Here is a 14,163-nt window from a genome sequence, read left to right as displayed (position 1 = left end):
CCCCCCCCCCCCCCCCCCCCCCCCCCCGGCGCAAGATCGGCCGCTGGAACTCTTCCGGATCCGGCGTGAAGATCAGGTCCTCGACATCCTGCGGCGCATCCGGCAGCGGCATCAGCTTCGGGCTCGACGAACGCGCCGAGGTCTCGACGTTACCGATCTGGATCGGCAGCGGCCGGCGCGACAGTGCCGGCCCGAGGGCAACGAAATTGCCACGCTTCAGGTCACGGAACATTTCCGCCTGGCGCCGGTCCATGCCGAGCAGATCGGCAGCGCGCGCCATGTCGATATCGAGGAAGGTGCGGCCCATCAGGAAGTTCGAGGCTTCGGCCGCGACGTTCTTCGCAAGCTTCGCCAGACGCTGCGTGGCGATGACGCCCGCCAGACCGCGCTTACGGCCGCGGCACATCAGGTTGGTCATCGCGCCGAGCGACATCTTGCGCGCATCTTCCGAGACATCCCCGCCAACGGACGGCGCGAACATCTGCGCTTCGTCGACGACGACGAGAACCGGATACCAATATTCACGGTCGGCATCGAACATGCCGTTGAGGAAGGCAGCCGCAGCACGCATCTGCTGCTCGATATCAAGGCCTTCGAGCGTCAGCACGCAGGAAACGCGATGCTGGCGGATGCGGTTGGCGATACCGGCAAGCTCTGCTTCGGTGCGCTCGCCATCGACGACGATATGGCCGAAACGGTCGCTGAGCGTTACGAAGTCGCCTTCGGGATCGATGATGACCTGCTGAACCCATTGGGCGGATTGCTCTAGCAGGCGCCGCAGCAGATGCGACTTGCCGGAGCCGGAATTGCCCTGAACGAGCAGGCGCGTTGCCAGCAGCTCCTCGATATCGAGTGTCGCCGGGCTGCTGCCGGACGCCGTTCCCATATCGATGCCAACCTGCAAGTCTGATTCCCCTTAATATTTCACCGGCGTGTCTAGCATATTCGCCGCCGCGATTGTTACCCGTTTGCCGCAAAAACCCACAGAAAGACGCGAGCGTTCAGACGGCCTCGCGCTCGACCAGCCGGCCGCCATTCTCGGTCGCGCGCGGTGTGAGCATATGCGTGAAGATCAGGCTGACGAACAGCGGCACCATCAGCACCGCAAGACCGATCCGCAAGCCCCAATATTCACCGATGAAACCGATGATCGGCGGCCCGACGAGAAAGCCGAGCAGCGCAACGAAGGATAGGATCGCCAGGCTCGCAGCCGCCGGGCGGTCGGTCAGCGCCGCAGCCGCCGTCACAGCGAGCGGAAAACCGACGGAGACGCCGACGCCGATCGCCGCGAAGCCGAGGAGCGCAAAGGGCGGCGCTGGCGCCACCAGAATGATCAGCATCCCGGCAAGCGAGGCAATGCCGCATCCGCGCGCGATCGCCACAGGCCCGAACCGGCCCTTCATGTAATCGCCACTGAAGCGGCCCGCCGCCACCATGAAGGCGAAGACGGAATAGCCGAGACCCATCTGCGCGCCCTCGGAGCCGAAGACATCACGGAGATAAACCGCCGACCAGTCGGCAATCGCGCCCTCGGTCATCGTCACGCCAAAGACGAAGGCGCAGATGCCGATCAGCGCCAGACCGGGCAGCTTGAAGCGGTAAGTCGCGGCGGTCTCCGCATGGTGACTTTCCGGCAGTTTCGGCAGCCGGGTGCTGACGAAGAGCGCAATCGGCAGCACGACGACAGCAATGGCGAGGATCGACCAATGCGGCGGCGCGCCGATGGCAATCGCACCGGCGCCGAGCAGGCTGCCGAACATGATGCCGAGGCTCCAGAAGCCGTGCGAGCGGCTCATGATGATCAGCCCCGTCACTTTCTCGGTCAGGTCAGCCTCGACATTCATGCCGAGTTCGACGGTCGAGAGCGCCACGCCAAGGATCATCAGCGAGAAGAACAGAAGCGTCACGGTCGGCGCGAAGGCGGGCAGCGAGACGACGGCGAGGAAGAAGACGAAGCCATAGATGATCGCCGCCCGTCCCCCGATGCGTGAGACGACGCGGCCGGCGAAAGACAAGGTCAGCAGCGTACCGATCGGCAGGCCGAGAAGCGCGATCGCGAGATCCGCGGTGCCGAGGTTCAGCTTCGCCTGCACATCCGGGATGCGCGGCAGCCATGCCCCGAAGGCGATCGGCTGCAGGAAGAAAATCAGCATGACAAGTCTTTGAAGCGGCACGGCGCGCATCCCTTCATTCTCAGAGGCGGTGGGCGCCGCTTCTGATTCCCCATCGACAAATCTGCGTCATTGCCGCGCCTAAGGAAAGCGCGGATCACCTATCGCGTGCTGAGGCCGAAACCCTGCATCAGCCGCGCCGTCGCGAAATCGGGATTGCCCGACGTGAAGACGGCAAAGTCGAAATTGTCAGGGTGCACCGCGTCGGCCACCTGCGGTACCAGGCTGCGGGCGCGCCGCGCAATCGCCTCGGCCGGATCGAGCCAGTCGACCGGCCAGGGCGCGAGCCTGCGGAAAAGATTGGCCATGAACGGGTAATGTGTGCAGGCGAGCACGACGATATCGGTCTTGTGCCCGTCCTTCTCGACGAAACACTGCTCGATTTCGGCCGTCACCGCCTCATCCGAAACCGTCTCGCCGCGAATATAGGCTTCCGCCATCCGTGCGAGGTTTTCCGAACCGACGAGACGGACATGACATTGCTGCGCGAAGGACTGGATCAGATCGCGCGTATAGGCGCGCTTGACGGTGCCGGGCGTCGCCAGAACCGAAACGAGCCCCGAGCGGGTCCGCTCGGCCGCAGGCTTGATCGCCGGCACGGTGCCGACAAAGGTCATCTGCGGAAAGGCAGCCCTGAGATCGGCGCCGACAAGCGTGAAGGCGGTGTTGCAGGCGATGATGCAGACTTCGGGGTCATAGTCGTTCAGCAGTCTGCCGAAGAGCGCGATGACGCGCTCCTTCAGCGCCTGCTCTTCCCAGCCGCCATAGGGAAACCCGGCATCGTCTGCGACATAGATGAAGCCGCGCTCGGGCATCAGCACGCGCGCCTCGCGCAGCACGGTCAGGCCCCCGATACCGGAATCGAAGACCAGGACCGGTTTCAGCTCATTCGCCGCTGACGTCATCTTTCGGCTGTTCCTTGGCAACTGCGGGAGACCGGCTTCCGCGCGGATATTGCCGCGAGAAACGGTCGAGGGAGGAGACCACGCCGCGCAGCACGCTGATTTCCTGTTCCGTGAAAGCGCGGCGGGAAAGGACGGCCCGGAGGTTGTCCACCATTTTGGGCTTTTTCGCGGGCGGATGGAAATAATTACGCGCTTCCAGCGCCTCCTCGAGCTGGTCGAAGAAACCGAACAGCTGCTCCTTGGTCGACTGCGTCTGCTCCATGGCCTGGAACGGCACGGCGGAGAGATCTTCCATGCCCGACTTCATCCACTCATAGGACATCAGCAGCACCGCCTGGGCGATGTTCAGCGAGGCAAAGGCGGGATTGACCGGGAAGGTGACGATCTCGTCGGCCAGCGCCACTTCCTCATTGGTGAGGCCCCAGCGCTCGCGGCCGAAGAGGATGCCGGTGCCCTCGCCTGCCCGAAATTTCGTCCGCAACGTCTCCGCCGCAACGACCGGAGAGCGTACCGGCTTGAAACCGTCGCGTTCGCGCGCCGTCGTCGCATAGACGAAATTGAGGTCGGCAATAGCCTCTTCCAGCGTGTCGTAAACCTTGGCCGCCTCGATGACGTGATCGGCCTTGGACGCCGTTGCCTGCGCCCGCTCGTTCGGCCAGCCGTCGCGCGGATTGACGAGCCGGAGCTCGGAAAGGCCGAAATTCGCCATGGCGCGCGCCACCATGCCGATATTCTCGCCCATCTGCGGTTCGACCAGAATGATCGCCGGTCCCTCGGTCAGAAGTTCCCGCTCGCTGTTTGTACCTGCCATATGCGCCGTCCTTGCTTTCGAGCCGGAATAGCCCCGCTGGCGGCAAACGGCAAGGCTTATGCCGCCGGATAGAGCCGATCGAGCACTCCGCCGATCATCTCGACGCCCAGCCGCGAACCCTGAGCCGAGATCGGCAGATTGCGCGCCGCGGATGACGGCGACTGCCGCTCGATGAAGAAGCACTCGGACGCACGCGGCGCGATCTCGGCGATCCGCGCCCGCGCCTGTCTCAGCGCAGCAACGATCTGTTCGTGGTCCTCAGCGCCCATATTGCCACCAAGCGAACTCGCGACGATCCGCGCCCAGTAGGTCCCCGACAGGAAGATCGCCAGCGTCTGGCGGATGGGTCCCGGCCGCGTGACGACAGACCAGGTGGAGCCGAGTGGTCGCGCGGCAACCGTGACATCGCGATAGGCGGCATCGAGCGTCTGCGACAGGCCGATCAGCTCATAGCGCGGCTTCCCGTCCACGGTGGCGGCAAGCAGCGCGTCGAGTGCATCGAACCATTTCCGGAGGGCCGCATCGAGCGCGCCGCGGGTGCGCGCCGGGAAGACGAGAAAGGCAACCGCCGTCCCGGCAATCGCGCCGATCAGCGTCTCCTCGAAGCGCAGCGCCAGGAGATCGACGGTCAGCGCTCCGGTCATCCCGTAGACAAGGCAGAGCACGATCGAGATGAAGAAGGTCATCGTCGCATAGGAAATCTGCAGGAAGTAGAAGGCGAGGAAGATGCAGACGATGGCGACGGGGATGCCGATCGCATCCTCGCTGCCGATCAGCGTCGCGAGGCCGAGGCCGATCGCAATGCCGAACAGCGTGCCGAGCGATCGCTGCAGCGCCTTCATTGCGGTATCGCCGCGCGAATTGGTGTTGGTGAAAACCAGGAAGGAGGCCAGCACGGCCCAGAACCACCGTTCGCGCGACAGCGCCAGCCCAACGCTCATCGCCAGCGCCGCCGCAAGCGTGATCTGCAACGTCGACTTGATCTGTGGATTATTGAGCGAGAAATCGATCCTGGCGACATCAGGCTTGTCCTCGGCGGGCAGCATGCCGACAAAATCCGTCAGCCGCGCCTGCGCAATTGTCTCCCCCAGGTGACATTTGGTTTCGCCGAGCCAGAAGAGCGCCCGGCGCGTTTCAGCCGCCGCATCCGGTGACGCGTCCCTGTCCTCATCGAGCTCTCTGTGCCGGCCCTCGATAATGGCATGGACGAGAGCGAAATCCGGAACACTCTGCAGGCTGAGAACGATGGCGCTTTCGGCGGCAAGGTGCAGATCAAAGAGCCGGATCGCCAGTTCCGCTGCCGGATCGCCGCCCTTGTCGAACACGCCGCCGGCCGGGCGCGGAATGAAGCTTTCGGCCATCAGCACGACTTCCTTCAGCCGTTCCTCCAGCACCCGCAGTTCCCGGCGATCATGCTCGGCGACTTTCCCTTCGGATGCGAGGGCCGCGAGCTTGAACAGGATCTGGTTCACCCTGCCCTGCACGCTCTCCAGCGATCGCAGAAGGTCGCGGCGCCAATCCTCGGGCATGACCATGACGCGCATGACATGCCCCGTCAGCGCCGCAACGACGGGGCCGACCGCCACCAGCGGCAGTTCCGCAATATCAGGCTGGAAATAGGCGCCCATGAAATAGGAGGTGAAGGCGAACATGCCGATCGCAAAGCCGCGCGCCCCAAAGACGCGGGCGGACGCCGCCAGGAAGATCACGACGAGAAAGGCAAGGTCCGAGAGAACCCGGTGGCCCTCCAGCGCCGCCGCGACCCCGACCACCACCAGACTGGCGACGCAGCCAAGCAGCCGGGTGACCAGCTGCTGCGCATTGCCCTTGTCGCGCACGGCAACCCCGCCCTCGATCGAGAGCAGGATACCGAGACCGTAGGACGCCGTCGGCAGCGGCACGGCGAAGAGATGGATGGCAAACAGGATCGCGAAGGAGATGACGATCGTCAGCGTCACGCGCGATGCGATCCGCAAGCGCGACAGCGCCGGATCGTTGGCAAGCAACCAGTCGCGAAGATCGAAACCCGAAAACAACAGATAAGCCCTCACGCACCGGAATCTCGAAAGATGCGCTACCCGGACATACCGCCGCAAAGGCCAAAATCAAACGGCTGACGGCGCCTACTGTTTGGCGATCTCGTCCATCGTCGATTTTAGTGAGCTCGTCTCCTTGGTTTCGTCATCCTGCAGCATGATGTCATCGACGACAGGCTTGCCGTCCTCGGTCACCATCTCGAAACGCACGGTCGAGACCGCCTTCGCCTCGTCGCCATCGGCGCAGCCCATCTTCCGGAACGAGACGACGACTTCGTCCTCGCCCTCGGCCGTCTTCTGCGGCGTCAGCTTCAGATCCTCGAGCGGGCAAGCGTCCTGGCCATTGATGATCACATCGTAATCGAAGGGCGAAATGCCGTCGTCGACGGCCGGATGTTTGGCCGCTTCGCGATACTTCGCGGCGAAATCCTTGCTGTAGAGCTTGTCGAGTTTTGCCGCATCGAAAATGTCGACCCACTCGATGTCGTCGCCCGACCAGTTGTTGACCGTCGCGTCCATGATTTCCTGAACCGGCGCCGGAATATCGGCGGCAGTTGCGAGCGTCGGCAGGCCGGCCAAACCGGCGATCAGCAAGGCAATCGTCTTCATGATGAAATGTCCGTTAACGAAGCAATTGCCGCGGACACTAGCCGAATTCGCGCGCTTGGCAATGGGGCCCAAAATCCGCTTTCGGGGGCGCTTGCGGCTTTGCGTTCCGGGCACACAATGCTATAGCCCTCGGGATTTTAGAAATCACCCGCCACGGGACCCAGTCCCCATCAAGCTTACGAGGCAGATACATGAAAAAGATCAAGGTCGCTAACCCCGTCGCCGATCTCGACGGCGATGAAATGACGCGCATCATCTGGCAGCTTATCAAGGACAAGCTGATCCATCCGTATCTCGACCTCGAAATCGACTATTTCGACCTCTCTGTCGAAAACCGCGACGCCACCAACGACCAGGTCACCGTTGACGCCGCCAACGCCATTAAGAAGCACGGCGTCGGCATCAAGTGCGCGACGATCACCCCGGACGAAGACCGCGTCAAGGAATTCAACCTCAAGCAGATGTGGAAGAGCCCGAACGGCACGATCCGCAACATCCTCGGCGGCGTCATCTTCCGCGAGCCGATCATCTGCCAGAACGTTCCGCGCCTCGTTCCGGGCTGGACCAAGCCGATCGTCGTCGGCCGTCACGCTTTCGGCGACCAGTACCGCGCCACCGACTTCAAATTCCCGGGCAAGGGCAAGCTGACCATCAAGTTCGTCGGCGAAGACGGCACTGTCATCGAGAAGGACGTCTTCGACGCCCCCGGTTCCGGCGTTGCCATGGCGATGTACAACCTCGACGAGTCGATCCGCGAATTCGCCCGCGCCTCGATGATGTACGGCCTGATGCGCAAGTGGCCGGTCTACCTGTCGACCAAGAACACCATCCTGAAGGCCTATGACGGCCGCTTCAAGGACATCTTCCAGGAAGTCTACGAAGCTGAATTCCAGGATCAGTTCAAGGAACTCGGCATCACCTACGAACACCGCCTGATCGACGACATGGTCGCTTCGGCTCTGAAGTGGTCCGGCGGCTACGTCTGGGCCTGCAAGAACTACGACGGCGACGTCCAGTCCGACACGGTTGCCCAGGGCTTCGGTTCGCTCGGCCTGATGACCTCGGTTCTCCTCACGCCGGATGGCAAGACGGTCGAAGCCGAAGCCGCTCACGGCACGGTTACCCGCCACTACCGCCAGCACCAGAAGGGTCAGGAAACCTCGACGAACTCGATCGCCTCGATCTTCGCCTGGACCCGCGGCCTCGCACACCGCGCCAAGCTCGACGACAACGCCGAACTCGCAAAGTTCGCCTCGACGCTGGAAAAGGTCTGCGTCGACACCGTCGAAGCCGGCTTCATGACCAAAGACCTGGCGCTGCTGATCGGCCCGGATCAGCCCTGGCTCTCCACCACTGCCTTCCTCGACAAGATCGACGAGAACCTGCAGAAGGCCATGGGCGCCTGAGGCGGCCAGCAATAGCAAACAGCAGAACGGCGGGATCTTCCCGCCGTTTTCATTTCAACAACAAGGGAACAGCACATGACGACGATCCGCCTGCTCACGCTTTCCGACCGCGCTGCATGGGAGCCGCTGTGGAAGGGCTATCAGAGTTTCTACGAAGTCGTCATTCCGCCTGAGACCACCGATCTCACCTGGGCGCGCTTCCACGCCGCAAACGAGCCGATGCATGCCTTCGGCGCCTTTGACGATGACGGCACGCTGAAGGGTATCGTCCACGCGATCTTCCATCGCTCGACATGGCTGCCGAAATGGACCTGCTACCTGCAGGATCTCTATGTCGAGGCAGACCAGCGCGGGCTTGGCACCGGCGCCGCACTGATCGAGCGTGTCGCCGATTTGGCGCGCGAGAATGGCGCCGGCCGGCTCTACTGGATGACGCACGAGAGCAACGAGCGGGCACGCCGCCTCTACGACCAGATCGCCGAGCGCTCCGGCTTCATCCAATACCGCAAGCAGCTCTGACTGCTGACAGAATCTGGCAGCAGCCTCCTCTAGACATTGCCGCATCGCTGGCCTGCGCCAGATATCGACAATGGAGAAGGAGAGGTCATGACAGAAGAGCTGGTATTCTACACGAACCCGATGTCGCGCGGGCGCATTGCCCGCTGGATGCTGGAGGAAACAGGTGTTCCCTACCGCACCGAAATCCTGACCTTCGGCGGCACAATGAAGGGCGAGGATTATCTCTCGGTCAACCCGATGGGCAAGGTGCCGGCGATCCGCCATAACGGCACTGTCGTCACCGAATGCGCCGCGATCTGCGCTTTCCTCGCCGATACCTTCCCTGAGAACGAACTGGCGCCGCGCCCGCAAGAGCGCGGCTCCTATTACCGCTGGATGTTCTTTGCCGCAGGCCCGCTGGAATCGGTCGTCACCATCCGCATGCTCGGCGTCGTCACCCCCGCCGACAAGGCCCGCAGCGTCGGATATGGCAGCTTCGGCGATGTCATGGACACGCTCGAAAAAGCAGTGACCGAGACGCCCTATATCGCCGGCGACCGCTTCACCGCCGCCGATGTCTATGTCGGCTCGCATGTCAGCTGGGGCTTGAATTTCGGCTCCATCGAAAAGCGGCCGGCCTTTGCCGATTATCTCGGCCGCGTCACCAGCCGTGAGGCCTACAAACGCGCCGCCGCAATCGACGACGAAGCGTTGAAGGGCATGCCGCAGGCCGCCTCATACTAGCGGCATGTAGATATCCGTCAGCAATCCGGTCGGCGCCGTATCGCGCGGATTGTTGAGATAATCCTCGAACATCAGGGCATCGCGCAGCTGCCGGCCGGAAACCGGCAGCCACTCGCCATAGAGCCACTGATAAGCCCTGTGCATATCGGCATAGGGTCCCTTGTGGCGCAGAACCGCATATTCGCCGCCATCGATCCGCCGGCGCTCGAACGGCGGATCGGCTGCGATATCCGCGCCGCCGGCAACGCAGGCGATCGAACGCAGCTCGTCGGCCGGAACGATATCGGGATCATCGAAATAGACGCCGATCATCCGCATGTCGGGTTTCGCCAGCCCCCGGGCATGCAGCGTTCCTAACAGCGTCTCGAAGGCCTTGCCGATCTGCATGTAGGAGCCGCGATGCGGCACGCCGATCAGGTCGATCGGCTCGATGGTCTTCAAGGTCACGTCAAACATGGCTGTTGCCTTTCCTGGCAGCGGAGGTTGGAAGACTGTGTGGCTTCCCTCTTTCCGGTAGCGTGCCGGCGGCATGCCATAGACCGATTTGAAGATCCGGTTGAAAGACTGGAGATTGGGATAGCCGGATCGCTTCGCAATCTCGCTGATATCAAGATCGGTGCGGACGATATCGCCCGCCGCGCGATGCAGGCGCAGCCGCTTGACGGTGGCCGCCAGCGTCTCGCCATGAACCGCGCGATAGATCCTGTGCCAGTGATAGCTCGACATGCAGGCAATCTCGGCCAGCCGCGCCATATCCAGCTCCTCATCGAGGTGGTCGTAGATATAGGCCGAAACCCGCTGGAGGCGGTTTTCATAGAGAGACCAAGCCGTTTGCCCGTTCATGTCAAACCTCATGCAAATCGATCGACTGCAGGAAAGCACAGCCCGATTTGACAAATCCTGCGGACTTGCGCGGCCCGCGAATCTTGATAGACCGGAATTCCGGCTCGAACCCAAGAGGATTTCACAATGCCGGATTTTTCAACACTCATGCTCTTTGCCGCTGCAGCCCTGGTGCTGACCGCGACGCCCGGACCCGACATGCTGCTGATCGCCTCGCGCAGCATCAGCCAGGGCCGCGCCGCAGGCTTCCTGACCTATGCCGGAATCGCCGCCGGCACCTATTGCCACGCGCTCGCGGCTGCCTTTGGCCTGTCGCAGCTCTTCGTCACCGTCCCCGCCGCCTATGAGGCGGTCCGCTGGGCAGGCTGCGCCTACCTGCTCTACCTCGCCTACAGGACGATCCGCTCGCAGGCGACCGCCTTCGAGCCCACGTCAACGGTACAAAGGATATCAGGCATCCGCATCTTCACGACGGGTCTCGCGACAAACCTGCTCAATCCGAAGATGGCGCTCTTCGTGCTCGCCCTCTTTCCGCAGTTCATCCAGCCGAATGCCGGTTCGATGGCGAGCCAGATGCTCGCACTCGCAAGCATCCTCAACATCATCGGCTTCGCGGTGAACGGCGCGGTGATCCTGCTCGGAAGCCAGATACGCAATCGCCTCAGGGCGATGCGCCGGTTTCCGCGGCTGCCGCAATATGCGCTGGCGGCGGTCTTCACCGGGCTCGCCTGCCGCCTCGCTCTGCAATCGAGGAACTGAAACGGATTGCGGCGCGCTCAGCTCTGGCGCGCCGCCTCTGCCCGCTGCTGGATCAGCGAGAATATCTCCTCGACGGAACGGTCGAGGCCGCTTGTCGAGAGCGTCAGATAGTCGTTGGATTTTCCAAGCGCACGATTGTTCAGCCGCACCATGCGCGAAAGTGTCAAAGCGGCGGACGCCTGCGGTGTCACCTGAAGTTCGATGAAACGCTGCTTGTGAAGCTGGAAGACGCGCACCGCCAGTAGATCGCGCCAGGCAATGCGCTCGGGCGCAACCTCGGTTGCCAGCAGGCCCTCGTCGGAAAAATCCAGAACCGGGCGGCGATCGAAGGCCTTCCAGGCGATCGCGATGAAGGCGATCAGGAAAAACAGGCCACCGATAATGCCAATGAAAACAGGAAAGCCGCCCGCGCCTTCCTTTTGATAGCCGGTGAACCCGACAAAAAGCGCGAGCGCTGTCATGAGCAGCGAGAGAAAGGCGAGACCGATCATCTTGGCCGGAGAGCGGTGGACCTTCATCGAGAACCTCCTGCCCTCCGGGCCTTTATCGATCAGCCGGCGAGTGCTGCGGCAACAGCCTCGATCGCCTCGTCGGCCTTCGATCCATCCGGACCGCCGGCCTGCGCCATGTCAGGACGCCCACCGCCGCCCTTGCCGCCGAGCGCGGCAGAGGCGATGCGGACGAGATCGACGGCGCTGAAGCGGCCGACCAGATCTTCGGTAACGGCAACAACGGCGCTCGCCTTGCCGTCTTCCGAGACGCCGATCAGCGTCACGACGCCCGAACCGAGGCTCGCCTTGCCGTCGTCGGCAATGCCCTTCAGATCCTTGGGATCGACCCCGGTAATAGTCTTGCCGAGGAACTTGACGCCTGCGATCTCGCGAGCCGCCTCATCGGCGGAACCGCCCTGGCCGCCGCCCATCGCCAGCTTACGCTTGGCATCGGCCAATTCGCGCTCCAGCTTGCGGCGCTCGTCCATCAGCGCTTCGACGCGCGAAACCACATCGCCGGCCTGCACCTTGAGGGCAGACGCCAGCGTCTTCACGCGGTCGTCCTGCTCAGCGAGATAGATACGGGCCGCTTCACCGGTAACCGCCTCGAGACGGCGCACGCCCGAGCTGACGGCACTGTCGCCGAGAATGCGCACCAGCCCGATATCACCGGTCGCAGACACGTGCGTGCCGCCGCACAGTTCGATGGAATAGGGCTTTCCGGCCTTGGCTCCGTGCAGGCCCTGCCCCATGGCAACCACCCGCACCTCGTCGCCATACTTCTCGCCGAACAGCGCCATCGCGCCTTCGGCACGGGCGTCGTCGACGCTCATCAGACGGGTCGTGACCGCTGCGTTCTGCAGAATGATCTCGTTGGCCATGTCCTCGACCACCTTGAGCTCGTCCGCCGACATCGGCTTGGGATGCGACACGTCGAAGCGGAGGCGGTCGGGTGTGACCAGCGAACCCTTCTGGGCTACGTGGGTACCCAACACCTCGCGCAGCGCCTCGTGCAGCAGATGCGTGGCCGAATGGTTGGCGCGGATCTGCGAGCGGCGGCCATGATCGACCGTCAAAGCCACGGCATCGCCGGCCTTGATCGTGCCTTCGACGACCGTGCCGATATGCACGAACAGACCTTCGCCGCGCTTCTGCGTATCGGTGATCTCGATCTTGGCATTATCGGACGAAATGACGCCGGCGTCGCCGACCTGGCCGCCGGACTCGCCGTAGAACGGCGTCTGGTTTACGACGATCTGCACTTTGTCACCGCTGGCAGCCTGAGCAACGGCAGCACCGTCCTTGACGATCGCCTGGACGACGCCTTCGGCGCTCTCCGTGGCATAGCCGAGAAACTCGCTTGCGCCATGCTTTTCGCGCAGCTCGAACCAGATGGTTTCGGTCGCCTTGTCGCCGGAGCCGGCCCAATGCGAACGGGCCTCAGCCTTCTGGCGCTCCATGGCATCGGTGAAGCCGCTGAGATCGACGCTGATTTCGCGGGCGCGCAACGCGTCCTGCGTCAGGTCGAGCGGGAAGCCGTAGGTATCGTAAAGCTTGAAGGCGGTCTCGCCGTCGAGCATGTCACCCTTGCCGAGCGTCGTTGTCGCATCCGAAAGCAGCGACAGGCCGCGCTTCAAGGTGGTGCGGAACTTGGTTTCCTCAAGCTTCAGGGTCTCGGTGATCAGCGCTTCGGCGCGCACCAGCTCCGGATAGGCGCGGCCCATCTGCTGGATCAGCGCCGGCAGCAGCTTCCACATCAGCGGTTCGCGGGCGCCAAGCAATTCGGCATGGCGCATGGCGCGGCGCATGATGCGTCGAAGCACATAGCCACGGCCTTCTGCTGACGGCAGAACGCCGTCGGCGATCAGGAAAGCGGAGGACCGCAGATGGTCGGCGATGACGCGATGGCTGGCGCGCTGGTCACCTTCGGCCTTGACGCCGGTCGCCTCTTCCGAGGCTTCGATCAGCGCCCGGAACAGGTCGATGTCGTAATTGTCATGCTTGCCCTGCAGCAGCGCCGCAACACGCTCAAGGCCCATGCCGGTATCGATCGACGGGCGCGGCAGGTCGACGCGCTCTTCCTTGGTGATCTGCTCGTATTGCATGAAGACGAGGTTCCAGATCTCGATGAACCGGTCGCCATCTTCTTCCGGCGAGCCGGGAGGGCCGCCCCAGATATGATCGCCGTGATCGTAGAAAATCTCCGAGCACGGACCGCACGGGCCGGTATCGCCCATCGCCCAGAAATTGTCGCTGGTCGGAATACGGATGATCCGGTCGTCAGAAAGACCGGCGACCTTCTTCCACAGGCCGAAAGCCTCGTCGTCGGTGTGATAGACGGTCACCAGCAGGCGCTTGGCATCGATGCCGAATTCCTTGGTGATCAGGTTCCATGCAAGCTCGATCGCCCGTTCCTTGAAATAATCGCCGAAGGAGAAGTTGCCGAGCATCTCGAAGAAGGTGTGATGGCGGGCAGTATAGCCGACATTATCAAGGTCGTTATGCTTGCCGCCGGCGCGCACGCATTTCTGCGCCGTCGCCGCCGTCGAATAGGGACGCTTCTCAAGACCGGTAAAGACGTTCTTGAACTGCACCATACCGGCATTGGTGAACATCAGTGTCGGGTCGTTGCGCGGCACGAGCGGGCTCGACGGCACGACTTCGTGGCCGTTGGTCTTGAAATAGTCGAGGAAGGTCGACCGGATATCATTCACACCGCTCATGCTATGCCCTTCAATGCTGCCCACGGCAGGTCAAAACTTTAAATCCAGTGGCTTTTATCGCCCGCATTAACCACTGTCCAGCAGGCAAACGTCAGACAGCTTAGAGCACACAGGCATCCGCAAACGAAACCGGCCGCATTCGGGTCTCGAATGCGGCCGGCTGGCAC

13 protein-coding genes are annotated in these 14,163 nt (G+C 62.8%); 4 read left to right on the top strand and 9 right to left on the bottom strand.

The window, feature by feature from the left end:
• From ACODR6_RS29460 to ACODR6_RS29435, 6 genes are all read right to left on the bottom strand, one after another.
• The coding region (locus tag ACODR6_RS29460) for a helicase HerA domain-containing protein (protein ID WP_489025993.1) at nt 1-904 on the bottom strand (904 nt) is incomplete at its 3' end.
• 97 nt (nt 905-1,001) lie between these two features.
• The gene (locus ACODR6_RS29455) at nt 1,002-2,174 is read right to left on the bottom strand and encodes an MFS transporter (RefSeq protein WP_489025991.1); all 1,173 of its coding nucleotides are present in this window, start codon (nt 2,172-2,174) and stop codon (nt 1,002-1,004) included.
• Between the two features lie 98 nt (nt 2,175-2,272).
• Nucleotides 2,273-3,076: a glutamate racemase gene (gene murI / locus ACODR6_RS29450; protein WP_112716497.1), complete on the bottom strand. Its 804-nt coding sequence runs from the start codon at nt 3,074-3,076 to the stop codon at nt 2,273-2,275.
• Nucleotides 3,057-3,887, bottom strand: coding sequence for an RNA methyltransferase (locus ACODR6_RS29445; protein ID WP_489025989.1), 831 nt, complete (start codon nt 3,885-3,887; stop codon nt 3,057-3,059). The genes murI and ACODR6_RS29445 overlap by 20 nt, the downstream gene beginning before the upstream one ends.
• A gap of 56 nt (nt 3,888-3,943) precedes the next feature.
• Nucleotides 3,944-5,923, bottom strand: coding sequence for an FUSC family protein (locus tag ACODR6_RS29440; protein ID WP_489025987.1), 1,980 nt, complete (start codon nt 5,921-5,923; stop codon nt 3,944-3,946).
• 87 nt (nt 5,924-6,010) lie between these two features.
• Nucleotides 6,011-6,532, bottom strand: a complete 522-nt coding sequence (locus ACODR6_RS29435; protein ID WP_112716503.1) for a hypothetical protein — start codon at nt 6,530-6,532, stop codon at nt 6,011-6,013.
• Between the two features lie 191 nt (nt 6,533-6,723).
• Between ACODR6_RS29435 and ACODR6_RS29430 the strand changes: the two genes are divergently transcribed.
• The 3 genes from ACODR6_RS29430 to ACODR6_RS29420 all read left to right on the top strand — a co-directional run bounded on the left by ACODR6_RS29430 (nt 6,724) and on the right by ACODR6_RS29420 (nt 9,180).
• A complete protein-coding gene (locus tag ACODR6_RS29430; protein WP_130278217.1) occupies nt 6,724-7,938 on the top strand; it encodes an NADP-dependent isocitrate dehydrogenase in 1,215 nt (404 codons plus the stop codon).
• 75 nt (nt 7,939-8,013) lie between these two features.
• Nucleotides 8,014-8,457, top strand: a complete 444-nt coding sequence (locus tag ACODR6_RS29425) for a GNAT family N-acetyltransferase (RefSeq protein WP_199629544.1) — start codon at nt 8,014-8,016, stop codon at nt 8,455-8,457.
• A gap of 87 nt (nt 8,458-8,544) precedes the next feature.
• Entirely contained in the window at nt 8,545-9,180 is a 636-nt protein-coding gene (locus tag ACODR6_RS29420; protein WP_489025985.1) for a glutathione S-transferase family protein, read from the top strand.
• Here ACODR6_RS29420 and ACODR6_RS29415 read toward each other — a convergent pair.
• Nucleotides 9,172-10,023 (bottom strand): AraC family transcriptional regulator, encoded by an 852-nt coding sequence (locus tag ACODR6_RS29415; protein WP_489025983.1) that lies wholly within the window; start codon nt 10,021-10,023, stop codon nt 9,172-9,174. The genes ACODR6_RS29420 and ACODR6_RS29415 overlap by 9 nt on opposite strands.
• A 126-nt stretch (nt 10,024-10,149) precedes the next feature.
• Here ACODR6_RS29415 and ACODR6_RS29410 point away from each other — a divergent pair, with 126 nt between their 5' ends.
• Nucleotides 10,150-10,782, top strand: a complete 633-nt coding sequence (locus tag ACODR6_RS29410) for a LysE family translocator (protein WP_489025982.1) — start codon at nt 10,150-10,152, stop codon at nt 10,780-10,782.
• 17 nt (nt 10,783-10,799) lie between these two features.
• Here ACODR6_RS29410 and ACODR6_RS29405 read toward each other — a convergent pair whose 3' ends face one another.
• Both ACODR6_RS29405 and alaS read right to left on the bottom strand, forming a co-directional pair.
• Nucleotides 10,800-11,300 carry an STM3941 family protein gene (locus tag ACODR6_RS29405; RefSeq protein ID WP_489025980.1) on the bottom strand — a complete coding sequence of 167 codons (501 nt, stop codon included), beginning with the start codon at nt 11,298-11,300 and terminating at the stop codon, nt 10,800-10,802.
• A 32-nt stretch (nt 11,301-11,332) separates the two neighbouring features.
• A complete protein-coding gene (gene alaS / locus ACODR6_RS29400; RefSeq protein ID WP_489025979.1) occupies nt 11,333-13,996 on the bottom strand; it encodes an alanine--tRNA ligase in 2,664 nt (887 codons plus the stop codon).
• Nucleotides 13,997-14,163: the final 167 nt, after the last annotated feature.

It is taken from the genome of Rhizobium sp. FG96 (genome assembly GCF_057808655.1).
The sequence above is the reverse complement of the archived record's forward strand: the minus strand, read 5'-3'. Positions and strand labels throughout refer to the sequence as shown.

Excerpts from the sequence above, each read along its gene's own strand:
- murI (WP_112716497.1), bottom strand. The coding sequence starts at position 3,076 with ATGACGTCAGCGGCGAATGAGCTGAAACCGGTCCTGGTCTTCGATTCC.
- ACODR6_RS29445 (WP_489025989.1), bottom strand. The coding sequence starts at position 3,887 with ATGGCAGGTACAAACAGCGAGCGGGAACTTCTGACCGAGGGACCGGCG.
- ACODR6_RS29435 (WP_112716503.1), bottom strand. The coding sequence starts at position 6,532 with ATGAAGACGATTGCCTTGCTGATCGCCGGTTTGGCCGGCCTGCCGACG.
- ACODR6_RS29430 (WP_130278217.1), top strand. The coding sequence starts at position 6,724 with ATGAAAAAGATCAAGGTCGCTAACCCCGTCGCCGATCTCGACGGCGAT.
- ACODR6_RS29425 (WP_199629544.1), top strand. The coding sequence starts at position 8,014 with ATGACGACGATCCGCCTGCTCACGCTTTCCGACCGCGCTGCATGGGAG.
- ACODR6_RS29420 (WP_489025985.1), top strand. The coding sequence starts at position 8,545 with ATGACAGAAGAGCTGGTATTCTACACGAACCCGATGTCGCGCGGGCGC.
- ACODR6_RS29415 (WP_489025983.1), bottom strand. The coding sequence starts at position 10,023 with ATGAACGGGCAAACGGCTTGGTCTCTCTATGAAAACCGCCTCCAGCGG.
- ACODR6_RS29410 (WP_489025982.1), top strand. The coding sequence starts at position 10,150 with ATGCCGGATTTTTCAACACTCATGCTCTTTGCCGCTGCAGCCCTGGTG.
- ACODR6_RS29405 (WP_489025980.1), bottom strand. The coding sequence starts at position 11,300 with ATGAAGGTCCACCGCTCTCCGGCCAAGATGATCGGTCTCGCCTTTCTC.
- alaS (WP_489025979.1), bottom strand. The coding sequence starts at position 13,996 with ATGAGCGGTGTGAATGATATCCGGTCGACCTTCCTCGACTATTTCAAG.